General features: G+C 50.6%; 21 protein-coding genes and 1 riboswitch. All 21 genes read left to right on the forward strand.

Annotated elements, in window-relative coordinates:
* The first annotated feature begins 39 nt into the window (after positions 1-39).
* The 21 genes from L6442_RS04260 (at position 40) to L6442_RS04360 (ending at position 23,321) form a co-directional block, all read left to right on the forward strand.
* Entirely contained in the window at positions 40-303 is a 264-nt protein-coding gene (locus L6442_RS04260) for a DUF1294 domain-containing protein (RefSeq protein WP_212980376.1), read from the forward strand.
* Positions 304-433: 130 nt separating this feature from the next.
* Positions 434-868: a universal stress protein gene (locus L6442_RS04265; RefSeq protein WP_194234719.1), complete on the forward strand. Its 435-nt coding sequence runs from the start codon at positions 434-436 to the stop codon at positions 866-868.
* Positions 869-1,064: 196 nt separating this feature from the next.
* A riboswitch (purine riboswitch) is annotated at positions 1,065-1,166 on the forward strand.
* 210 nt (positions 1,167-1,376) lie between these two features.
* Positions 1,377-1,862: a 5-(carboxyamino)imidazole ribonucleotide mutase gene (purE, locus tag L6442_RS04270; protein WP_212980375.1), complete on the forward strand. Its 486-nt coding sequence runs from the start codon at positions 1,377-1,379 to the stop codon at positions 1,860-1,862.
* Complete coding sequence (gene purK / locus L6442_RS04275; protein WP_212980374.1) at positions 1,859-3,046, forward strand: 5-(carboxyamino)imidazole ribonucleotide synthase; 1,188 nt, start codon at positions 1,859-1,861, stop codon at positions 3,044-3,046. Before purE ends, purK begins: the two co-directional genes overlap by 4 nt.
* Before the next feature lie 3 nt (positions 3,047-3,049).
* Complete coding sequence (gene purB / locus L6442_RS04280; RefSeq protein WP_194234716.1) at positions 3,050-4,345, forward strand: adenylosuccinate lyase; 1,296 nt, start codon at positions 3,050-3,052, stop codon at positions 4,343-4,345.
* Positions 4,346-4,757: 412 nt separating this feature from the next.
* Complete coding sequence (locus L6442_RS04285) at positions 4,758-5,645, forward strand: phosphoribosylaminoimidazolesuccinocarboxamide synthase (protein ID WP_212980373.1); 888 nt, start codon at positions 4,758-4,760, stop codon at positions 5,643-5,645.
* A 318-nt stretch (positions 5,646-5,963) separates the two neighbouring features.
* Entirely contained in the window at positions 5,964-6,209 is a 246-nt protein-coding gene (gene purS / locus L6442_RS04290; protein WP_194234714.1) for a phosphoribosylformylglycinamidine synthase subunit PurS, read from the forward strand.
* A gap of 5 nt (positions 6,210-6,214) precedes the next feature.
* The gene (gene purQ, locus L6442_RS04295; RefSeq protein WP_194234713.1) at positions 6,215-6,904 is read left to right on the forward strand and encodes a phosphoribosylformylglycinamidine synthase subunit PurQ; all 690 of its coding nucleotides are present in this window, start codon (positions 6,215-6,217) and stop codon (positions 6,902-6,904) included.
* Positions 6,882-9,125, forward strand: coding sequence for a phosphoribosylformylglycinamidine synthase subunit PurL (purL, locus tag L6442_RS04300; RefSeq protein WP_212980372.1), 2,244 nt, complete (start codon positions 6,882-6,884; stop codon positions 9,123-9,125). The genes purQ and purL overlap by 23 nt, the downstream gene beginning before the upstream one ends.
* On the forward strand, positions 9,110-10,591 hold the full coding sequence (purF, locus tag L6442_RS04305) for an amidophosphoribosyltransferase (RefSeq protein WP_212980371.1): 1,482 nt from the start codon (positions 9,110-9,112) through the stop codon (positions 10,589-10,591). Before purL ends, purF begins: the two co-directional genes overlap by 16 nt.
* Positions 10,592-11,422: 831 nt before the next feature.
* The gene (gene purM, locus L6442_RS04310; RefSeq protein WP_212980370.1) at positions 11,423-12,466 is read left to right on the forward strand and encodes a phosphoribosylformylglycinamidine cyclo-ligase; all 1,044 of its coding nucleotides are present in this window, start codon (positions 11,423-11,425) and stop codon (positions 12,464-12,466) included.
* The gene (purN, locus tag L6442_RS04315) at positions 12,463-13,080 is read left to right on the forward strand and encodes a phosphoribosylglycinamide formyltransferase (protein WP_212980369.1); all 618 of its coding nucleotides are present in this window, start codon (positions 12,463-12,465) and stop codon (positions 13,078-13,080) included. The genes purM and purN overlap by 4 nt, the downstream gene beginning before the upstream one ends.
* 300 nt (positions 13,081-13,380) lie before the next feature.
* Positions 13,381-14,928 carry a bifunctional phosphoribosylaminoimidazolecarboxamide formyltransferase/IMP cyclohydrolase gene (purH, locus tag L6442_RS04320; protein WP_212980368.1) on the forward strand — a complete coding sequence of 516 codons (1,548 nt, stop codon included), beginning with the start codon at positions 13,381-13,383 and terminating at the stop codon, positions 14,926-14,928.
* A gap of 424 nt (positions 14,929-15,352) precedes the next feature.
* The gene (gene purD, locus L6442_RS04325; protein ID WP_212980367.1) at positions 15,353-16,627 is read left to right on the forward strand and encodes a phosphoribosylamine--glycine ligase; all 1,275 of its coding nucleotides are present in this window, start codon (positions 15,353-15,355) and stop codon (positions 16,625-16,627) included.
* A gap of 312 nt (positions 16,628-16,939) precedes the next feature.
* On the forward strand, positions 16,940-17,671 hold the full coding sequence (locus L6442_RS04330; protein WP_212980366.1) for a response regulator transcription factor: 732 nt from the start codon (positions 16,940-16,942) through the stop codon (positions 17,669-17,671).
* Positions 17,668-18,738: a sensor histidine kinase gene (locus L6442_RS04335; protein ID WP_212980365.1), complete on the forward strand. Its 1,071-nt coding sequence runs from the start codon at positions 17,668-17,670 to the stop codon at positions 18,736-18,738. The genes L6442_RS04330 and L6442_RS04335 overlap by 4 nt, the downstream gene beginning before the upstream one ends.
* A 99-nt stretch (positions 18,739-18,837) precedes the next feature.
* Positions 18,838-19,758, forward strand: coding sequence for an ABC transporter ATP-binding protein (locus L6442_RS04340; protein WP_212980364.1), 921 nt, complete (start codon positions 18,838-18,840; stop codon positions 19,756-19,758).
* Positions 19,755-20,462, forward strand: a complete 708-nt coding sequence (locus L6442_RS04345; protein WP_212980363.1) for an ABC transporter permease — start codon at positions 19,755-19,757, stop codon at positions 20,460-20,462. The genes L6442_RS04340 and L6442_RS04345 overlap by 4 nt, the downstream gene beginning before the upstream one ends.
* A gap of 14 nt (positions 20,463-20,476) precedes the next feature.
* Entirely contained in the window at positions 20,477-21,211 is a 735-nt protein-coding gene (locus L6442_RS04350; protein ID WP_212980362.1) for an ABC transporter permease, read from the forward strand.
* Between the two features lie 547 nt (positions 21,212-21,758).
* A complete protein-coding gene (locus L6442_RS04355) occupies positions 21,759-22,700 on the forward strand; it encodes a ring-cleaving dioxygenase (protein WP_212980361.1) in 942 nt (313 codons plus the stop codon).
* A 15-nt stretch (positions 22,701-22,715) separates the two neighbouring features.
* A complete protein-coding gene (locus L6442_RS04360) occupies positions 22,716-23,321 on the forward strand; it encodes an alpha/beta hydrolase (protein ID WP_194234727.1) in 606 nt (201 codons plus the stop codon).
* Positions 23,322-23,420 lie beyond the last annotated feature (99 nt).

The following is a 23,420-nucleotide window of genomic DNA, read 5'->3' on the forward strand; positions in this document are numbered from 1 at the left end:
ATAATAAAATTAGGCAAAGGAACGGAGGTGGTTCCCCAGGTGAAAACAGCCCTTTGGATATGGTTCATTTTCATCAATGCTGTGGGCTACCTGGTGATGTCCGAGGACAAGAAGAGGGCAAGGAACAGACGCGAGCGCGTGCCCGAAAAAACATTGTTTTTGCTGGCAGCGATCGGCGGAGCATTGGGAGTGTGGATTGCGATGTACCGCAAACGCCATAAGACGCGTCATTTGAGCTTCCGTATTGGAATTCCGCTGCTGTTGTTTGTGAATGCCGTTCTGTACGCCTATTTTTTAAGCTAGCAGGTTCATACAGGCATCATCGATTTTCTTTCATTTTTACACGAATCGGTTCCGGTTTTTCTTTAGTGATTGATGGAACGGATTCATGGGTAATAGTTCTACAAAACAGGGAAAGAAGAGGTGGGCTCATATGTTATTCTCCAAAATTCTTCTGGCTTATGATGGTTCCAAAGCTTCCAATAAGGCTCTTGACCGTGCAATCGAATTGGCCCAAGCAACACCCGGCTCGATCATCGAAGTCATTCATGCATTCGACTTTCCACGCGTTTTTATTGGCGAAGGGCTGGCTCCGATTCCCGCCTCCGTGAACAAGGATTATTACGATCTGGCTGAACAGACGGTGGAGGAAGCGAAGAAAAAATTGTCCGAATCCGGCGTGGATTTTCATGTGAAAATGGTGCAGGGAGCTCCTGCGGAAACCATTTTGAAATATGCCAAGGATCATGAATCAGACGTTATCGTCATTGGCAGCCGCGGTCTGGGCGGAATTCGTGAATTCGTGCTTGGCAGCGTCAGCCATAATGTGGTGCAGCATGCCCGCATACCTGTTCTTGTGATTAAGTAACGTTGAATCAATAAATGAAAGCCAGTGCGGCCGGAGTTTCCGGAGGTGCTGGTTTTCTTTTTAAACGTGAATTATGAAAAAAACGAACATTAATTTTACTTGTTTTAAAATTGTTCGTGTTTCGGTTGACATGCAGTAGAAGGGATTGTTAAACTGATCATTGAAAGCCCCTAATTCGGAGACTTTCATTCATTAAACAATAATTCAATAAATTGCTCGTATAATGCCGGGGATAAGGCCCGGAAGTTTCTACCCGGGAACCGTAAATTTCCGGACTACGAGGGAATACCGTAAGGGAGGCTGCGAAAGAGCCTTTCGAGTCTTGACGTCTGCCTGCTGCGCATATTACGTTTGGCTCGTCATGCGTATTCCTGACATGTGGTCCGGTATCCTGAAAATCAAGATTTTCGTGGGGACCGGGCTTTTTGGTCTTGTTTTCGGCTTTGATTGTAATTTTCCACGATAGACGAAAACCATACAAAAACCAACAAGAAGGTAGGTAGGAAATATGTCAGCATCGGTCGCTGTCATTATGGGCAGCAAATCGGATTGGGAAACGATGCAGTACGCATGCAAGGTGCTCGATGAATTAAACATTTCATATGAGAAAAAAGTGGTTTCCGCACATCGTACGCCGGATTTGATGTTTTCATTTGCGGAAGAAGCCGCGCAGCGGGGCATTAAGGTCATTATTGCAGGCGCGGGCGGAGCCGCGCATTTGCCGGGAATGGTCGCTTCCAAAACCGTGCTGCCGGTCATCGGCGTGCCGGTGCAGACCAAAGCGCTGAACGGGCTGGATTCGCTTCTGTCCATCGTGCAGATGCCCGGCGGCATACCGGTGGCGACGGTAGCGATCGGTCAGGCCGGAGCGACAAATGCGGGACTCCTGGCAGCCCAAATTCTGGGAGCTTCAGATCCTGTCATTCAAAACAGGGTGCAGGCGCGGCGGGATCATATCCGCAATGAAGTGCTGGAAAGCAGTGATTCCCTATGAGCAATGTGCAGCGAAACGATCCTTTGACCCAAATTAATACACTCCTCCCGGGATCGACGATTGGCATTTTGGGCGGAGGGCAGCTCGGGCGGATGATGTCTCTTGCCGGGACTGCAATGGGATACCGGTTCATTACGCTGGACCCAACGCCGGAATCGCCATGCGGACAAGTAACGCCGCAGATCGAAGCTGCCTACAGCGATGAGGATGCGGCGCGGAAGCTGGCTGCGAAGTCGGATGTCATTACGTATGAATTCGAAAATGTGGATGCAGGCGTAGCGGCCCTGCTTGAGCGGGAATCCTACGTGCCGCAGGGAAGCTCGCTTCTCTACACTACCCAGCACAGATTGCGGGAGAAACGCGCGATCGAAGCGGCAGGCGTGCCTGTTGCGCCATACCGCGAAATTACGGATTTGCAGAGCCTCACAAAAGCAGCGGAAGAGCTGGGTCTTCCCTGTGTGCTGAAAACGGCAACCGGAGGATATGACGGCAAGGGACAAGCGGTCATCCGTACAGCGGATGAACTGGAAACGGCTTACCGAGAGTTGGCGACATCCGTGAGAGAGCTGGTGCTTGAGAAATATATCGCTTTCCAAGCGGAAATTTCCGTGATTGCCGCCCGGAGCCCGAAAGGCGAAATCAAAAGCTTTCCCGTATCGGAAAATGTTCACGTGAACGGTATTTTGCATCTATCGATCGTACCGGCAAGGATCGAAGAAAGCATTCAAAGAGAAGCACGGAAGTTAGCGGAGAAATTGGCGGAAAGCCTGGGTCTATCCGGACTGCTCGCCGTGGAAATGTTCGTGACGGAGGACGGCCGGCTGTATGTCAATGAAGTTGCCCCGCGTCCCCATAATTCCGGACATTACACGATGGAGGCATGCGCAACCTCGCAGTTTGAGCAGCATATCCGGGCGATATGCAATCTGCCGCTTGGAGACACGACTCTGCTTAGCCCGGTCGTCATGGTGAATGTACTCGGGCAGCATTTGGATGAAGTCGTGAAGCGGGCAGGGGCGCCGGACGATGCTTTAAATGAATTCGGCGTTGTGCCTAAGCTTCATTTATATGGAAAGAATGAAAGCAAGACCGGCCGCAAAATGGGCCATATCAATCTCTTATGCAAAGATGTTCAGCATGCGCTGGACTGGGTAGAACAAACTCAAATTTGGAGGCAAGGATAATCAATGATTGAACGTTACAGCAGACCGGAAATGCGGGCCATCTGGACCGAGGAGAACAAGTTTAAGGCTTGGCTGGAAGTGGAACTATGCGCTTGCGAAGCATGGGCTGAACTCGGCGTCATTCCGAAGGAAGATGCCAAGCTGCTTCGGGAGAAAGCTACTTTTGACATCGACCGCATTTATGAAATCGAGCAGGAAACGCGCCATGACGTGATTGCTTTTACGCGCACGGTATCGGAAAGCCTTGGAGCGGAACGCAAATGGGTGCATTACGGACTGACTTCGACCGATGTGGTCGACACGGCTCTTGGTTACCTGCTGCGTCAGGCCAATGAAATCCTCGAGCAGGATCTGCTTCGTTTCATCGAAATCCTGAAAGAGAAAGCCATTGCCTACAAGGATACGCCGATGATGGGCCGTACGCATGGCGTGCATGCCGAACCGACAACGTTCGGACTCAAAATGGCCTTATGGCATGAAGAAATGAAGAGGAATTTGGAGCGTTTCCGGCATGCGGCGAAAGGCGTCGAGTTTGGAAAAATCTCCGGGGCAGTCGGCACTTACGCCAATATCGATCCTTTTGTAGAAGAATTCGTATGCAAAAAGCTTGGAACCAGCCCTGCTCCGATATCAACGCAAACGCTGCAGCGTGACCGCCATGCCGAATATATGGCAACCCTTGCGCTGATTGCGACTTCGATGGACAAATTCGCGACGGAAATCCGTGCCCTGCAAAAGAGCGAAGTGCGCGAGGTGGAAGAAGCTTTTGCAAAAGGTCAAAAGGGTTCGTCGGCTATGCCGCATAAACGCAACCCGATCGGCTGCGAAAATATTTCCGGTCTGTCCCGCGTGATTCGCGGTCATATGGTAACGGCATACGAAGACGTGGCGCTTTGGCATGAACGCGATATTTCGCATTCCTCGGTAGAGCGGGTTATTTTGCCTGATGCGACAATGCTGCTGAACTATATGCTGAACCGTTTCGGAAACATCGTGAAAAATTTGACCGTATTCCCGGAAAATATGAAGCGCAATATGAGCCGCACGTTCGGCGTTCCGTTCTCCGGACGCGTGATGACCAAGCTGATCGACAAAGGCTTCAGCCGCGAGCAGGCTTACGACACCGTGCAGCCGCGCGCGATGCAGGCATGGGAGGAACAACGCCAGTTCCGCGAGATCATCGAGGCGACGCCGGAAATCACAAGCGTGCTTAGTCCGGAAGATATCGAAGATGCGTTTAACCCTTCATGGCATTTGAAGCATGTGGATACGATTTTCAAGAGACTTGGTCTAGTATAAAGATAAAAAGTGGATCAACATTGAACAGTGACTAAATGAAGCGAAAGTAGCGAAGGGGACGGAATCTGAAAGCTTTCCGTTAGGAAAGCTATATAAGTTGAACTAAAGAAAAGGATAAGGAAATAGGCAAGAGGGCTCAATATTCTAAAGAGACCCGTATTAGAATATTGAGCCTAGGAGAAATGATTCTGGAGAAGCGAAGCGTTCGCCTTTGTGATCGGATTTCTACCATAAATGAATTTGGTTAAATCATAGAAATCCGGGAGCAACAGCGATCGAAAGAACATTTCACCCGGCTGCCTTTATCCGTTCAATTATTGGTTTAACTTATATCGCATCGAAAGCATTACCGCAGCGGCCTGCTTCGTTCTAACTAATTTCAGTGTTGAGCCACATAATGGGGAGGATTCACATGACATCACCGGCCGTATCCACCGCTGTGGAACTTGTTGATGCGCCGCTGCTTTACAAAGGCAAGGTACGCGAACTGTACGATTTGGGGGAACATACGCTGATCGTCGTCACGGACCGGATTTCCGCGTTTGATTACGTGCTCGAGCCGGCCGTTCCGGAAAAAGGAAACGTCTTGAACCGGCTCAGCGCCTTCTGGTTTGAGCAGACCCGCGAGCTGATGGACAATCACGTGGTGCATACCGATGTGGAGCGCCTCGGCGATATCGCGAAGGACAAAGCGCTTTTGAAAGACCGGATCATGGTGGTCCGCAAAGCGAAGCGCATCGATATCGAATGCGTGGTCAGAGGTTACATTACCGGAGGCGGCTGGAAACAGTATCAGGCTTCCAGTGAAATAAACGGGATCAAGCTCCCGGAAGGCATGCGGAAAAACGAGGCTTTTCCGGAACCGATCTTCACGCCGGCCGCGAAAAACGATGTCGGACACGACGAAGACATTTCGATGGACCAAATGAAGGCGATGATCGGCGAAGAGCTAGCTTTCGAACTGCAGGAGAAAAGCCTGAAGCTGTATGGTTTTGCCAGAGATTATTGCGCGGAGCGCGGCATTATTTTGGCGGACTGCAAGTTTGAATTCGGCATTCTGGACGGCCGGGTCATCCTCATTGACGAAATTTTCACTCCGGATTGTTCCCGGTTCTGGGCCAAGGAAAAATATGCTCTGGACATCGAGATCGACAGCATGGACAAGCAGCCTGTCCGCACGTATCTGGCGTCAACGACGTGGGACCAAAACAGCCAGCCCGATCCGCTTCCTGCGGAAGTGGTGGAAGAAACCACTCGCCGCTACAAGGATATTTATCATCGGTTGACCGAGCGGGCATAAGGCCGCTTAGGAAATATTACTTCAGTTCAATTTAAAAAGTGGAAGTAGCGGAGGGTACGGAATCGATTCTTACGAAGCGGTAGCGTTCGCCTAAGAGCTTTCCAAAGGAAAGCTGGCATGGAATGCATATGCTTGTGAGCGGATTTCTACCATAATAAACTAGGTTAAATCATTGAAATCCGCGAACAACAGCGATCGGAAGAACAATCCGTAACCGCAGTGGTCGATGCCACGTAATGCCGCTTGCTTCTAAGATTGAAATAGAGCATTCATTTTAACTCATTCTATCGATCTAATCTGAGGAGGAACTAGAGGAATATGTTGAAAGCTACGGTCTATGTCACGATTAAGCAGGGCGTGCTCGATCCGCAAGGCGTTGCGGTACAGGGAGCGCTGCATTCGATGGGTTTTCAGGAAGTTGAGAGTGTACGCATCGGCAAATATATGGAGCTTAGCCTGAACACGGATGACCGTGCAGAGGCGGAGCGCCGCGTCAAAGAGATGTGCGAAAAGCTTTTGGCAAACACGGTGGTTGAGGATTACCGTTACGAATTGGAGGGCTAACATCCATGAAATTTGCAGTTCTCGTTTTTCCTGGCTCCAACTGTGATATTGACTGTTACAAAGCGGTGCAGGATACGGTAGGAGAGCCTGTCGATTACGTGTGGCATACCGCTACCGATCTTTCCGCATACGACTGCATTCTGGTTCCGGGCGGATTTTCGTATGGCGACTATTTGCGCTGCGGGGCGATTTCCCGTTTTGCGCCGGTTATGAACGAAGTGGCCAAAGCCGCGGAAGAAGGCAAATATATTCTCGGCATCTGCAACGGGTTTCAAATTTTGACGGAAGCGGGATTGCTGCCTGGAGCGCTGCTCCGCAACACGTCCATGAAATTCCGCTGCCATGACACGGTGCTTCATGTCGTGAATAATCAGACGCCGTTTACGAATGATTTTGAGCTGAATGAAGAGATCGTCATCCCGATTGCCCATGGCGAAGGCAATTATTACTGCGATGAAGAGACGCTGAAGGACCTTCAGCAAAATAACCAGATCGTGTTTACGTATAAAGACAATCCGAACGGCTCCCTGGCCGATATTGCCGGCATTTCGAATAAACGGGGCAACGTCGTCGGCATGATGCCGCATCCGGAGCGGGCGGTAAGCGACCTGCTTGGCTCGGCAGACGGAAAACGCATGTTTACATCAATCCTGAAGGCTTGGAGGGATACCCATGGCACAGCAAGTGTCCGCTAAGGAACCGACCGCACAACAGATCGCGGAACAGAAAATTTATCAGCAGTTTGGCGTATCGGACAGCGAATATGAATTGATTTGCTCGTTTATGGGCCGCCAGCCGAACTATACGGAAATCGGCGTTTTCAGCGTGATGTGGTCCGAACACTGCGCATACAAAAACTCGAAGCCGCTTTTGCGCCGCTTCCCGACCAGCGGACCGCGCGTCCTGATGGGGCCGGGCGAAGGCGCGGGCATCGTCGACATCGGGGACAACCAGGCCGTCGTGTTCAAAATCGAAAGTCATAACCATCCGTCGGCGGTAGAGCCTTATCAAGGCGCGGCGACCGGGGTGGGCGGCATTATCCGCGACATTTTCTCCATGGGCGCGAGACCTGTTGCCCTTTTGAACTCGCTTCGTTTCGGGAAGCTGGAGAGCGAGCGCGTCAAATATCTGTTTGAACATGTCGTTTCCGGCATCGCCGGATACGGCAACTGCATCGGCATTCCGACCGTAGCGGGCGAAGTGATGTTCGACAACAGCTACGACGGCAATCCGCTCGTCAATGCCATGTGCGTTGGCTTGATCGATCATGATAAAATCCAGCGCGGCGTCGCCAAAGGCGTCGGCAACCCGGTATTCTACGTGGGACCTCCTACCGGCCGCGACGGCATTCACGGGGCGACATTTGCCTCCGTTGAGCTGAGCGAAGAGTCGGAAGCAAAGAAAACGGCCGTTCAGGTCGGCGATCCATTCATGGAAAAACTCGTGATGGAATCCTGCCTCGAACTGATCGATTCCGGTATCGTGCTTGGCATTCAGGACATGGGCGCAGCGGGTCTGACCTGCTCTAGCGCGGAAATGGCGAGCAAGGCGGGCAACGGCCTGGAGCTGTACTTGGACCAAGTGCCGCAGCGTGAAGAGGGCATGACGCCGTACGAAATGATGCTTTCCGAATCGCAAGAACGCATGCTGTTTGTCGTTGAACCGAAGGACGAAGCTCAGGCGATGGAAATTTTCGAACGCTGGGGCGTTATCTGCGCGAAGGTCGGCAAAGTCACCGACGACGGACGTTTGAAGCTGTTCCATCACGGGGAACTTGTCGGAGATATGCCGGTACAGGCGCTTGTCGACGAGTGCCCTGTGTATGAGAAACCTTCGAGCGTTCCGGCTTATTATGTCGAGAACGAAAACGTGGACACGCAGCGTTATGACGAAGTGAAGGATCTTGGCGGCGCCCTGAAAAAGGTGCTTGCTTCCCCGACCGTAGCCAGCAAAGCGTGGGTATATAATCAATACGACCATATGGTTCGTACCAGCACGGCGGTACGTCCAGGCTCGGATGCGGCAGTGATTACGATCCGCGGCACGCGCAAAGGCCTGGCAATGACTACGGACTGCAACGGCCGTTATGTGTATCTCGATCCGGAGGTTGGCGGTAAAATCGCCGTCAGCGAGGCAGCACGTAACATCGTCTGCTCCGGCGCGGAGCCGCTGGCGATTACGGACAACCTGAACTTCGGCAGCCCGGAAAAGCCGGACATCTTCTGGCAAATGGAACGTGCGGTCGACGGCATGGCGGAAGCCTGCCGCGTGCTGGATACGCCGGTCATCGGCGGCAACGTCAGCTTGTACAACGAAAACGCGAGCGGGGCGATTTACCCGACGCCGGTTGTCGGCATGGTCGGCCTGCTGCATGATACGGATCATATCACGACCCAAGGCTTCAAACAGGAAGGGGACGTCATCTTCCTGCTTGGCGAAACGAAAGCCGAACTCGGCGGCAGCGAATTCCAATACGCCGTTCACGGCGTAACGGAAGGACGCCCTCCAATGCTTGATTTGGTTATGGAGAAAAAGCTGCTTGCAGGCGTGCTCGGCGCGATTCAAAGCGGACTTGTGCAGTCCTCGCATGATTTGTCCGAAGGCGGGCTAGCGGTCGCTTTGGCGGAATCCTGCATCAGCGGTTCCATCGGCGCTCAAGTATCGCTCAGCACGGAGCTGCGCAGCGATCTCGCGCTGTTCAGCGAATCGCAATCTCGCATTCTGCTGTCAGCAAGCAAGGAACAAGCCGACAAGCTGGAGGCGTATTTGGCCGGATGCGAAGTACCCGTGGCACGGATCGGCTCCGTCGGCGGCGAAAGTCTCGCAATTGCGATCAACGATGCGCAGGCTTTGAACGAACCGGTTGAAGGACTGCGCCAGGTCTGGGAGGATGCGATTCCATGTCTCATGAAATAGCACCTCATACGCTGTGGACCGGAGACTATTATAACGAAGGGGCGGGCAAGGAAGGCCTGTTCGACAAATTAAAGGAAGAATGCGGCGTATTCGGGGTCTATGGACACCCGGATGCCGCGTCCCTTTCCTATTACGGCCTGCATGCCCTGCAGCATCGCGGAGAAGAAAGCGCCGGGCTTTGCGTCAGCGACGGGGAGGAATTCCATTTTCACCGCGGCATGGGTTTGGTGAAAGAGGTATTCGACAAGGACTTGTTGTCGTCTCTTACCGGCTCCATTTCCATTGGCCATGTCCGTTATTCGACCAGCGGCGACAGCAAGCTGGCGAATGCGCAGCCGCTTGTCTTCAAGTACCGCGCAGGCGATCTCGCCGTGGCGACCAACGGCAACATCGTCAATGCGCCGCAAATCCGCCGCGAGCTTGAGGAAAGCGGCTCCATCTTTCAGACGACAAGCGACACCGAGGTCATCGCGCATCTGATTGCCCGTTCCTCGAAGGATTTGGTGGGGGCAGCCAAGGATGCGTTTAACCGGATTGTCGGCGGATATGCATTCCTGATCATGACGAACGACAAATTGCTGGTAGCCTCCGATCCTCATGGCTTGCGCCCGCTCAGCATGGGCAAACTCGGTGATGCGTATATTTTTGCTTCCGAGACCTGCGCGTTTGAGACGATCGGCGCGGAAATCGTGCGCGACATCGAACCGGGCGAGCTGCTGGTGCTGGACCGCGAAGGGTTGCATGAGGGCCGTTTTGACGAGAAAAAGCACCGCAAAGCGTTGTGCGCGATGGAATATATCTATTTTGCGCGTCCCGACAGCGACATGAACGGATCGAACCAGCATGCGGCGCGTAAACGCATGGGCAGCCAAATGGCGATTGAATCGTTTGTCGATGCGGATATCGTGACAGGCGTTCCGGATTCCAGCATTTCGGCGGCGATCGGTTATGCCGAACAGACCGGTATTCCGTATGAGCTGGGGCTCATCAAAAACAAATACACCGGACGTACGTTCATCCAGCCGAGCCAGGAGCTGCGCGAGCAGGGCGTGAAGATGAAGCTGAGCGCGGTGCGCCGCGTGGTGGAAGGACGGCGTGTCGTGATGATCGACGACTCTATCGTTCGCGGCACGACTTCGAGACGGATCGTCAATCTGCTCCGCGAAGCGGGGGCCGTCGAGGTGCATGTGCGGATTACGTCGCCGCCGTTCAAGAACCCTTGTTTTTACGGCATCGACACGCCGGACCGGCGCGAACTGATCGCTTCGTCACGATCCATCGAAGAAATTTGTCGTGAGATCAATGCGGATTCGTTGGCTTTTTTAAGCCCTGAAGGTTTGATCACGGCCATAGCGGGCAATAACGAGGCGGATTACAAAGGCGGTCTTTGCATGGCGTGTTTCGATAACGATTACCCGACGCGCCTGGATTTTGACGGCGAAGAGAAGTTCGGCTGCGGCTGCTGAGTGGATCATGCAGTGCTGGCAACTGGATGGAAGTTATAAGCTGCTCATACCAGGGCTAACGGTTGGAAAGTTAAACATATAAAACATTCATGCAGTGTATATTAAGGCTTTCGGGAATGATCATTACTGCCTTGATGTGTGCTGTTGAAACCTTCTGTTTTTGCTGGTAGAGATAGTTGATCATGTGAAAAGGGAAAATGTTGCGAAAGTGCATCCTTTTTAGAGTAGTTGATAGTGTGGCACGCAAAACGCTCGTAAGGTGGCAGTTTTTTCAGATAGCTGATCATGTAAATAGAAAAATGTTGCGAAGGTGCATCCTTTTTAGAGTAGTTGATAATGTGGCACGGAAAATGCCCGAAAGGCGGGCAGCTATTTCAGATAGCTGATCATGAGAAAAGGGAAAATGTTGCGAAAGTACATCCTTTTTTTACATTTTATAGCGTGAAATGCGAAATTGTTGCGAAAGTGCATCAATTTGACCATGAATCGTCTGATTATACCTAAAAACTGGGGAAAAGATGCGCTTTTGCATGCTTTCTAGCCATAAGTGTCTGGAACGCTAAAAAAGATGCACTTTTGAAACTTTCCAAGCCACATTTGCTTGGAGTGCTAATAAGATACACTTTTGCAACTTTTCAGATGGAACAGCCAGTCATTTTTGTATGTAAGAGAAAATAGGTTCCTTCAACGATCTACCATTGAGCGTAGAATGCGAATTGCTTTGCGTCTGTCAGACTTACAAGGAGTCCACTGGAATTTCACGGACAGGCCTATTTAAAAAGCTGCTTTTATCAATTCATGATATAAAACGGAAGGGAAGTGTCGTGGGAAGTGTCTGAAGCCTACAAAAACGCCGGCGTCGATATCGCGGCAGGGAATGAAGCGGTAGAACGCATGAAGAAACATGTAAAACGGACGTTCCGTCCTGAAGTGATGACCGATCTCGGCGGCTTCGGTGCGTTGTTCGGATTGAACAAAGAGAAATATGAGGAGCCGGTGCTCGTGTCAGGCACGGACGGTGTCGGCACGAAGCTGAAAATCGCTTTTGCCATGGACCGCCATGATACGATCGGGATCGATGCCGTTGCCATGTGCGTAAATGATATCGTCGTTCAAGGCGCTGAACCGCTTTTTTTCCTGGACTATCTCGCATGCGACAAAGTGGTGCCGGAAAAAATCGAAGCCATCGTCGCAGGAATCGCCGAAGGCTGCCATCAGGCCGGCTGCGCGCTGATCGGCGGCGAAACGGCTGAAATGCCCGGCATGTATGCCGAGGGCGAATACGACATTGCAGGTTTCACCGTTGGCGTTGTCGACAAAAGCAAAATCATTAACGGCGCCGACATTGCCCCAGGCGACACGGTGATCGGACTGGCTTCAAGCGGTGTCCACAGCAATGGCTTCTCTTTGGTCCGCAAGCTTCTTCTGAAGCAGGAAGGCTACAGCCTGCAGGATTCGGTTCCGGAACTTGGAGGCACCTTGGGCGATGCGCTTCTCGCGCCTACCAAAATCTACGTCAAACCGCTGCTAGGCTTGCTTGAACTGTTACCGGTTAAAGGCATGGCGCATATCACAGGCGGAGGTTTTATCGAAAATATTCCGCGGATGCTGCCGGATCACGTCAATGTCGACATTGAATATGGCTCTTGGCCGATACTGCCGATCTTTGAGCTGATGCAGCGCAAAGGTTCTATTTCGGGCCGGGATATGTTCACGACCTTCAATATGGGCATTGGTCTCGTGCTTGTCGTTAAGGCCGAGGATGCGGAAAAAGCAGTCGGCTTCTTGAAAGAACAGGGAGAAGAGGCTTATATCATCGGCAAGGTGACGGAAGGCGAATCGGTTGTGACCTTTACGGGGGCTGACATTTCATGAGTGTTTACCGTATTGCCATTTTTGCTTCGGGTGAAGGCAGCAACTTTCAAGCTTTGGCCGAAAGGGCAAACGCAGGAGAACTGGGCGGGGCGGAAATCGCGCTGCTCGTTTGCGACAAACCTTCCGCACCTGTCGTACAACGGGCCGAGCGGTTGGGGGTCCAAGCGCATCTGTTCAAACCGAAGGACTATGATTCCCGGGAAGCTTATGAGCGCGAAATCGTTCATAAGCTCGAAGAACATCGCGTAGATCTTGTCGTGCTTGCCGGATACATGCGGCTTTTGACGCCGGTCATCGTCGATAAATACAGAGGCCGCCTCATCAACATTCATCCGTCCCTGCTGCCTGCTTTTCCCGGGAAAGATGCGATCGGACAGGCATTGGCATATGGCGTGAAGGTGAGCGGGGTAACGGTTCATTTTGTCGATGAAGGGATGGATACCGGGCCGATTATTGCCCAGAAGGCGCTTCCGATCGTTTCAGGAGAAACGGTTGATTCTTTGGCTCAAGCGATTCACGCCATCGAGCGGGAGTTGTATCCCCAGGTGGTATCCTGGTTTGCCAAAGGTCTGGTGCAGCTTGATGGCAGGCAAGTTACCGTTTCGAATCCATAACCGCCGTTGTTTAGCTTCACGATAGCGACAAGTTTGGCTATAGAGTGTGAACATTCCGTTGTTTTGTCACTCACAAGCGATTTGCATGAACGAGGGCCGGGGGTTATTCGATATTTCTCGGGAAATAATGAAGATCCCCCGAATGTTAGCGTATAAACGCGAGGATGATGGAGAATGTGGGGCCTGAATATATGCCGCCCAATATATGATGTACCAAGGCATTGCCGGATCTATATATTGAGATGCGCAGCCGGGCCGATGGGAATTTCATCATCTTTTACTACAAAGGAGGAGCATATTGTGGGTATTAAAAGAGCGCTGGTTAGCGTTTCGGATAAAAAGGGCATCGTAGATTTTTGCCGTGAGCTGTCTGCACTTGGCGTGGAAATCATTTCGACAGGCGGAACGAAAAGTCTGCTGGCGAAAGAAGGCGTGCCGGTCATCGGGATTTCTGACGTAACGGGATTCCCTGAAATTTTGGATGGACGCGTCAAAACGCTTCATCCTGCGGTACACAGCGGTCTTTTGGCCATCCGCGACAGTGCGGAACATCAGCAGCAGATGAAGGATTTGGAACTCGGGTATATCGATCTTGTTGTCGTCAATTTGTATCCATTCCAGGAAACGATCGCAAAGCCGGATGTAACGTATGAGGACGCCATCGAAAATATCGACATTGGCGGACCAACCATGCTTCGCTCAGCTGCCAAAAATCATGCGTTCGTGACCGTAGTCGTGGATTCCAATGATTACGGCACCGTGATCGAACAAGTCCGCGAGCAAGGGGATACCACTCTTGAGACGCGCAAACAGCTTGCAGCCAAAGTCTTCCGCCATACCGGCGCATACGACGCCCTGATTGCCGATTATTTGTCGAACGTGACCGGCGAGCCGCTACCCGAGCGCTTTACGGTAACCTACGAAAAAATCCAGGACCTCCGCTATGGAGAAAATCCGCATCAAAAAGCGGCGTTTTATCGCAAACCGCTTGCTCCTTCCGGTACGCTTACGACGGCGGAGCAGCTTCATGGCAAAGAATTGTCGTATAACAACATTAATGATGCCAATGCAGCGCTGCAAATCGTGAAAGAATTCGACGAGCCGGCGGTCGTCGCCGTGAAGCATATGAACCCTTGCGGCGTAGGTGTGGGCGAAAGCATTTTCGAGGCCTATGAAAAAGCGTACAACGCTGACCCGACCTCCATTTTTGGCGGCATCGTCGCAGCAAACCGGATCATCGACAGCGATACCGCAAAACTGCTCAGCGAAATTTTCCTTGAAATCATCCTTGCACCGGGCTTCACGGACGAAGCGCTCGAAATTTTGACGAAAAAGAAAAACATCCGTCTGCTCAAAATGGGGGAATTCGGGTCTTCCAGAGAACGTAAGAGTAATTTTGTCGTAACATCCATCGACGGTGGCATGGTTGTGCAGGAAAGCGACGTGCATGCGGTGGACGAGTCCGACCTGAAGGTTGTGACCGACCGTCAACCGACGCCGGAAGAATTGAAGCAGCTTCTATTCGGATGGAAAGTCGTTAAGCATGTGAAATCCAATGCGATCGTCCTTGCTGCGGACAACATGACCGTCGGCGTTGGCGCCGGACAAATGAACCGCGTCGGTGCGGCAAAAATCGCCATCGAACAAGCCGGAGAAAAAGCAAAGGGAGCCGTTCTGGCATCCGATGCGTTTTTCCCGATGGGCGATACGCTTGAACTGGCAGCGAAAGCAGGCATTACGGCAGTTATTCAACCAGGGGGCTCCATCAAAGACGAAGAGTCCATCAAAGTTGCAAACGAATATGGCATTGCCATGGTATTTACGGGCGTCAGACATTTCAAGCATTAATCACAATTGGCGAACGACAAATGTGGCACTAAACAATAAAAAAGTAGCGATGGGGACGGAATCGATTCTTACGAAGCTAAAGGCTTTTTGAAAAAAAGCTACTTCGGAAGCATATGCTGCGTTCGCCTAAAAGCTTTCTGCAGGAAAGCTCGCTTCGAAAGCATATGCTTTGTGATCGGATTTCAACCATGAATTTAGTATAAATCAAAGAAATCTGGGAGCAACAGCGATCGAAAGAACATTTCACCCTGCTGCCTACATCCGTGCAAATCATTGGTTCAACTTATATAGTGTAATTAAATTAAAGGCCGGACACGGCGTAACAGACCAGACATATGAAATTAAAATCGGGCTCCGCCTGCTGCCGTTTGAAGCGGACTTAGGTGGAGCCCGAAATACACATGGGCAGAAACAGGAGGCGGACATGGATATTTTGGTCATTGGCGGCGGCGGCCGCGAGCATGCGATCGTTTGGGCGCTTCGCAAAAGCCCCAAGGCGGGCAAAATTTACTGTGCGCCGGGAAATGCCGGCATCGGGCAAATCGCGGAAAATGTGCCGATTGCCGTCAACGAGTTCGACAAGCTGACGGCTTTTGCAAAGGATAAAGAGGTCGGGCTGGTAGTGGTCGGACCGGATGACCCGCTGGCGGACGGCATTGTCGATGCGTTTGAAGCCCAAAACATTCCGGTGTTCGGACCGCGCAAAAATGCGGCTGAAATTGAAGGCAGTAAAACATTTATGAAGGATCTGCTTCATAAATACGGCATTCCGACGGCGGCTTATGAAAAATTCGACAACTATGAAGCTGCGCTAGCTTATTTGAATACGCAAAAAGCGCCGATCGTCATCAAAGCGGACGGACTTGCGGCAGGAAAAGGTGTGACCGTAGCTCACACGATGGAAGAAGCACATCAAGCGCTGCAAGACATCATGGTCGCCAAAGTATTCGGCGAATCGGGCGCGCAGGTTGTCATCGAACAATTTCTCGAGGGCCAGGAAATGTCGATCCTTTCCTTCGTCGACGGGGAGACGGTACGTCCGATGCCGGCAGCCCAGGATCATAAACCGATTTTCGACGGCGACCGCGGTCCGAATACGGGAGGTATGGGGACTTATTCGCCGCTGCCGCATATTGATCCGGCCATCGTAGAGAACGCGATCGAAAACATTATTCAACCGACAGCCAAAGCTTTGGTGGCCGAAGGCCGCCCATTCAGAGGCGTGCTGTTCGCCGGACTCATGATCCAGCCGGATGGGACGCCGACGACGGTCGAATTTAATGCCCGTTTCGGCGATCCGGAAACGCAGGTGGTGCTGCCGCGGCTCCAAAGCGATCTACTGGACATTTTCCTTGCGGCGGTAAACGGAACGCTGGCTGATGTCGAAATCGAGTGGAGCGACCGGGCCGCAGTTTGTGTCATTCTCGCTTCCGAAGGGTACCCGGCTTCTTATCCGAAAGGTTTGCCGATTGAAGGCCTACGGCCGTCTATGGACGATGAAGACGCAGTTGTATTCCATGCCGGTACGGCCCTGAACGAGCAAGGGCAATACGTCACGAGCGGCGGACGCGTGCTTGGCGTCGTAGGACTGGGTTCCGATATTGCCGAGGCCCGCAGCAAAGCCTATGAAAGGGCGGAGGGAATCACGTTCCAAGGCAAGCAGAACCGCACGGACATTGCCGCCAAAGCGCTTGTATAAAGGTTCAAGAGCTATTTTTAATAGAATATAAGGGTCAAAAAGGAGTCTTCGTCATTGAAGGCTTTTTTTTGTGCGCGGAGAGGTAATTTCCCGGAAAGTACCCGGGAAATCGAGCAATTGACTTGCAATCAAAATGGAATATTCATATCTCATATACTTTCTTCAAGCCTGAACAGTGGATTACCTCAAAGTTCCTTTCTTCCTTTTCTGTTATATAATACATGTATCGCCGACGCTTAATCCAGATCATTTTCCTAGTTAATCGGCCGGACACAATTAATATCCATAAGGAATTAAGGAGTCATGGAGTTTATGGTGCAAAACTATACGGACAATATTTCCATATTATTGGTAGACGATGAGCAAGGGCTGTGCGAAATGCTGACGGCCGTGTTAAAGAAGGAAGGCTTCCGGCATATTCGAAGCGTGGGAACCGGAGGTGAAGCGCTGAAGATGGTGGCCGAGCTTCCTATCGATGTGATCGTGCTGGATGTTATGCTTCCAGATGAAGACGGCTTCGAAGTATGCCGGCAAATGCGGAAGATGACCGAGGCACCTATCCTTTTTTTAACCGCCAGAGACACCGATTTGGACAAGCTGATGGGGTTTGGCATTGGAGGAGACGATTATATCACTAAACCTTTTAATCCTTTGGAAGTTGTTGCCCGCATCAAAGCTCGTCTGAAGTATAAGCTGCAGCAGGAAAAAGCGCCAGAAGCCGGGTTAGCCGCATTGGACTATAACTATTTCCGGATTGAACCTGAAGCCGGGGAGCTCATCGTAGACGGAAAGCTGGTAGACTGTCCGGCGCGTGAATGGGAACTGCTTGTATTTCTATGCCGCCATCCGAACCGTATTTTCAGCACGCGTCACTTATATGAAGCGGTTTGGAAAGAACCTTATCTTGGAGATGAGAAGACGGTCGTGATCCATATCTCACGGCTGCGGAAAAAGATCGAACCCGACCCGGGCCATCCCTGCTTTCTTGTAAACGTTAGGGGGCTTGGCTACAAGATGGTAGCGCCTAGGAAGGGACAGAAATGAATCCAATGATCAAAATGACGACTCGTTTTATTCAGGTGGTCCTCATGTTGGTAGCGGCCTCCATTTTTTGTTTCATTTTATTGGCAATTGGATCTTTTTATCTCCGGGAAGCGATTGAACCGCTGCAGTTTATATCCACAAGAACATTAATGTTTACAATGGGGTTTATCCAAATCATCTTGTTTATAACCGTTTGCGGCTGGTGTGTTGGTAAACCGCTTATTTATTTAATCCGTTGGATCAACCGTTTATCCAAGGGAAACTACCATCAGCCCGGAGATCATTATCGCACGCCATCCAAGAATTCTTTACAAGAAAAAAAATACCGTTATCCTTTTGCCTTATTTAAGGAGTTGTTTGAGGAGATGAGCAGGTTATCGGAACAGCTGTATAACAGTGAAACCGAGCGGTTGAACATGGAAGTCAAAAAGCAGGAATGGATTTCGTCCATCAGCCATGACCTCAAAACGCCGTTGTCCTATATTGAAGGTTATGCCCGCTTGCTTACTGCGGCCGAGTATCATTGGACCGATGAAGAAAAGCGGGATTTTAGCAAGCAGATCAGCGACAAGACTACCGAAATAAAACGGTTGATCCAAGATTTAAATCATACAAGCCGCTGGTCGGTAGAGCAGTTCCCTATGAACCGGAAAAGAGAAGATGTAGTGAATTTCCTGCGCGATGCCGTCATTGATATCGCAAACCACCCTTTGGCTGAGCATACCCTGTTTACTTTTACGACCTCAAAGGATGTTTATATGTTGGATTTTGACCGCAAACTGTTGGGAAGAGCGATTCAAAATGTGCTGATGAATACCGTTATCCATAATCCTCCCGGGACCGAGGTAGCATGCGACTTTACAATACAAGATAACAGCGTCCTCATTGCGATCGAGGATAATGGAGTCGGGATCGACGAGGCAGTGCTAAAGCAGGGAATGAATCATTCCGGTAAAGGAATCGCTATTGCGAGAGCCTTTATCGAAGCACATTCCGGGCGTATGAACATCGTGAAGGTCGATGGTGGCGGCAGGGGTGTCAGGATTGAGATTACATTACCGAATTAAGAAAAAGTATTTTTCTGCTGTTTATTCCTTGTTTACCTGTTATTAACCCTGCATTGCTACACTTGAGATGTTAGTTATGATGCTAGGGAGGAATAAGGGATGACGGATTTTGCAATAGACACGAGTCAGCTAACAAGGAAGTTTGGGCAGCGTGAGACGGTAAAGCGGATTGATTTGAAGGTTCCGAAGCGGGAAATCTATGGTTTTTTGGGTCCGAACGGAGCCGGAAAGACAACCACGATTCGGATGCTCCTTGGATTGATTCGTCCTTCGTCCGGAGATATCCGCATTTTGGGCAAAGATCTGAAGAAGAATAGAATTGAGATTTTAAAAGATGTGGGTTCGCTCGTAGAATCTCCGTCCTATTATGCCCATCTTTCAGGCTATAAAAATTTGAAAATCATGACGATGATGCATGGGATTTCGGAATCCAGAATCAAGGAAGTCTTGCAGTGGGTCAGGCTTGAAGAGGCTGCACACCGCCCGGTGAAGGGGTATTCCCTTGGCATGAAACAGCGGTTGGGCATTGCGATGGCGCTTATTACGGAGCCCAAGCTGCTGATTCTGGATGAGCCTACGAATGGATTGGACCCATCCGGCATTCAGGAAATCCGCGAGCTGATTACACGGCTGCCCCGTGACTTTGACATCACGGTACTGCTTTCCAGCCATCTTTTGAGCGAAATTGAACAGGTGGCGACCTATGTGGGAATTATTAACCATGGGGAACTGATCTTTCAAGGTCCGCTCGAGGAATTAACCGAACGGAGCAAGCCTTATGTATGGATTGAAACGGACCGGCCTTTGGAAGTAGCCGCTGCTTTAAATGATAACGGGTGGGATGCGGAGCCGGATGTATCGGCAGGCCAGCTTAGAACCTCCATTACCGATCGGCCTCAATCGGCGGAAATGATTCGATTTCTGGTTGGACAGCAGCATGATGTCTACCGGGTGACGGAGAAGAAGAGGACCCTCGAAGAAATTTTCCTTGAATTGACCGGCCAGGAGCGCAGCTTATGAAAATGGAGCTTATACGTGCGGAAGGTCTGAAGCTGAAGAGATTATGCCGATGGATACCTCTCATGCAAGGGATTATTCTAATCAGCATGACGGCGCTGGAATGGTATCTTTATTTCCGTCAAGGACCCGGGGGAGTATATGCTGGCTTTAATGTAATGTACATGTTTATATCGTTTGTTTTTTTATTGGGAATTACGATTCTTGCCAGCATTATGGCAGGTACGGAGCATGAAACCAAGGCTTGGAAGCAGCTCCTGACCACGCCGGTTCCCAAACGATCGATTTACCTGGCCAAATTGTCATGGATATTCATTTTGCAGTTATGCACCGTGGTGATTACCGTTGTTGGCATGTGCCTCATCTGGGTGTTATATACGAACGAACCGATGCCGTGGAAAATCTTGATCCTTCAGCCTCTATTCGTCTGTTTGTCGTCACTGCCGATGATGGCGATCCAAATGTGGTTTTCCACTGTTTTTTCCAACCAGGCGCTGCCGCTGGCTGTGGGGATATTCGGTTCCATCTCCAGCCTGTTTTTGGCCCGAAGCAGTTCCTCTATCGTCCATCTTCTTCCTTGGTCATATCCCTCTTTATCCAGTCCGCTCGTATCCGGTCATGTACAGTGGATCGGGATATCTCTCGGTGTAGGATTATTGTTGTCCTTTCTGGGAGCTTTGATGTTCGCCAGAAGAGAGTTTGAATAGGAGGAACAGATAATATGAGAATGCTGTTACGTGCCGAAGCGATGAAAACCCAATGGAAAATTGTTCTTTTGCTGATTTTGCTGGACACGCTTATCAATGCAGCCATGGGCGTGGAACAGCTCAATAGTCTGAAGGAATTTTTTAAACCAAGCTGGACCACTCTTTATATACACAGCGTAAATCTTCACTCTATGTTTTTTTATCCTCTCTATTGTGGGATACTGGCCTCATTACTATGCATGTACGAGCATCGGGACGGCGGATGGAAGCTCGTGATGGGATTTCCCGGCCCGCGGCATAAAATCTTTTTTGCTAAATACCTGGTGTTAATAGGGATTCTGGCGCTGGTACAGGTTGTATTTATGCTGGGTTATCTTACTGCAGGAATGCTGGCCGGGGCTCCGGGAAGTCTTCCTTGGGGGACTCTGGTGTATACTGGTCTTGGTGGATGGATAGGTATTCTTCCGCTCGCTGCTTTGCAGCTTATCGTTTCCATAAAAGTGCGTAATTTCGGGGCTTCCCTTGCCTTGTCCGTTGGTTATGTCGTTCCGAATATTGTGCTGACCGGTTTTCATTCCTCGATCGGAGCTTGGCTCCCGTTTACAATTCCCTATTATGTTATGATGCCGCAGACGGCAATCTTTGCGCCAAGAGTTGAACCGTATAGTTTATGGGCTATTACGTTATTTACGGGATTGGTTTATTTGCTTATCGGGCGGCGCTTTTTTGAAAAAAGAGATTGGTTATAATATGATAGCGTGCGCGCTTATATGTGTGATTGTCCCCTCATAGCTTGATCGCACCGCTTCCGTTACCCCAGTGCCTTGGGCACTGGGGTGTTTTTGCGCCGCATAGTGTGACTAAAAAACTCTGACGAAACTGGGACACGCTATTGCCGCAAAAAGGACCACAAAAAAATCTAACGAAACAGTGCCATCGGCACTGGGGCGGTTTCGTGGCGCATAGTGTGACTAAAAAACTCTAACGAAACTGGGACACGCTATTGCCGCAAAAAGGACCACAAAAAAAATCTAACGAAACACCATATCGTTATTTGGACGAAATTCACAGAAATCACCGTTCATTGTGCCTAATAGCACTCCCTAGTTTCGTTAGAATCCAACATGGCCTGACGGTCACCACGCTGTGGGCTGTAACTGTACTCTAAAAATACTGAGGTTACTGTTGGCCACTTGCCCGCTCAAGTAAAACACTTGCCTTTTATCTTAAATTGATATAGTATGTAATTAATAATCTTAAATTAAAGAAATACAAAATATAAGGAGCGTGAAAAAAATGCTTAAAACAGCAGGTATTCATCATATTACCGCATTCGTAAACGATGCCCAGCAAAATGTCGATTTTCACGCTGGCGTGTTAGGATTGCGATTGGTCAAAAAAACGGTCAACTTTGACGCACCGGAGGTTTATCATTTATATTTTGGCAATGAAAACGGAAGTCCGGGCACCATCATTACCTTCTTTCCACAGGACAATGCCAGAACAGGCAAAATCGGCGGCGGGCAGGTAAGTATTACCGTCTATGCGATTCCGGAGGGAAGCATGGATTTTTGGCAAAAACGGCTGGATTCCTTCGGCATCCAATATGAAACGACCACCCGCTTCGGCGAAACCTTCCTGCGTTTCTTCGATCCGTCGGGACTGCAAATCGAGCTTGTCGAACGTAACGAAGGAGCGCCTAGCCGTTGGTCTTTTAACGGTATTCCTGCCGAACATGCCATCAAAGGTTTTGGTGGCGCCATGCTGAGCAGCGTATCTTCGAAAAATACGATGCTTGTGCTGGAAAAAGTGCTTGGACTTGACCTCATTGCCGAGGAAGACGGACTTGTTCGTTTTAAAGGATTTGGCGATATCGGCAATATCATTGACGTGAATGCCGAGAACGCGGCATGGGGAGATCCCGGGGCCGGAACGGTTCACCACATCGCATGGCGGGCCAAAGATTACGAAGAGCATGAAAAATGGCGCGAATTGCTGGCGCAAATCGGTTTTCAGCCAACCCAGGTGATTGACCGGCAATATTTTAATGCGATATACTTCCGTGAGCCGGGTGGAATCCTGTTCGAAATCGCCACCGATCCTCCGGGTTTTGCGCGTGACGAAACTTTCGAAGAGCTGGGTACCCATTTGATGCTGCCGGAATGGTACGAACCACAGCGTGAATTGATCGAGCAAATATTGACCAAAATTGAAGTACGTGAAGTGGAGGAGATATAAATGAGCAATTTGAGCATGAAGCATATTTTCAAACAAGGATCGGATCCGGCTGCGCCGGTGCTGGTTTTGCTGCATGGTACGGGGGGCAATGAACATGATCTGCTGCCGCTGGCGGAAATGCTCTCCCCGGAATCCTCGGTGCTGGGGGTTCGCGGCAATGTACTGGAAAACGGGATGCCGCGCTTCTTCCGCAGACTCGCGGAGGGCGTGTTTGATGAAGAGGATCTGGTTGCCCGCACCAAAGAACTAAATGATTTTCTGGACGAAGCGGCTAAGGAGTATGGACTTCAGCGTGACCGCATGATTGCGGTCGGTTACTCGAACGGCGCCAATATCGCTGCCAGCCTCTTGTTCCATTACGAGCATGCTTTTTGGGGAGCGATCCTGCTTCATCCGATGGTGCCGCTGCGCGGTAAACAGCTGCCTGATCTCACCGGACTGTCTGTCTTTATCGGCGCAGGCCAAAACGATCCGATCTGCTCGGCTTCCGAAACGGAAGAACTGCAGTCTCTGCTCACTGGGGCGGGTGCGGAGGTACAGGTGCACTGGGACAATAAAGGGCATCAGCTGAGCAAAAAAGAGATGTATGCGGCTTCCGATTGGCTGGATAACCGCTTCTAAATGATTCGTTATAAATCTCCTGTCCTGTTTAGGGCGGGGGATTTTTTGTTTTGACGAGAGTGCATTTATGGCTTTTTCGAATTCAAGGTGCAGTTTTGT

It is taken from the genome of Paenibacillus azoreducens (assembly GCF_021654775.1).
In the GTDB taxonomy this organism is placed as follows: domain Bacteria; phylum Bacillota; class Bacilli; order Paenibacillales; family Paenibacillaceae; genus Paenibacillus_AQ; species Paenibacillus_AQ azoreducens.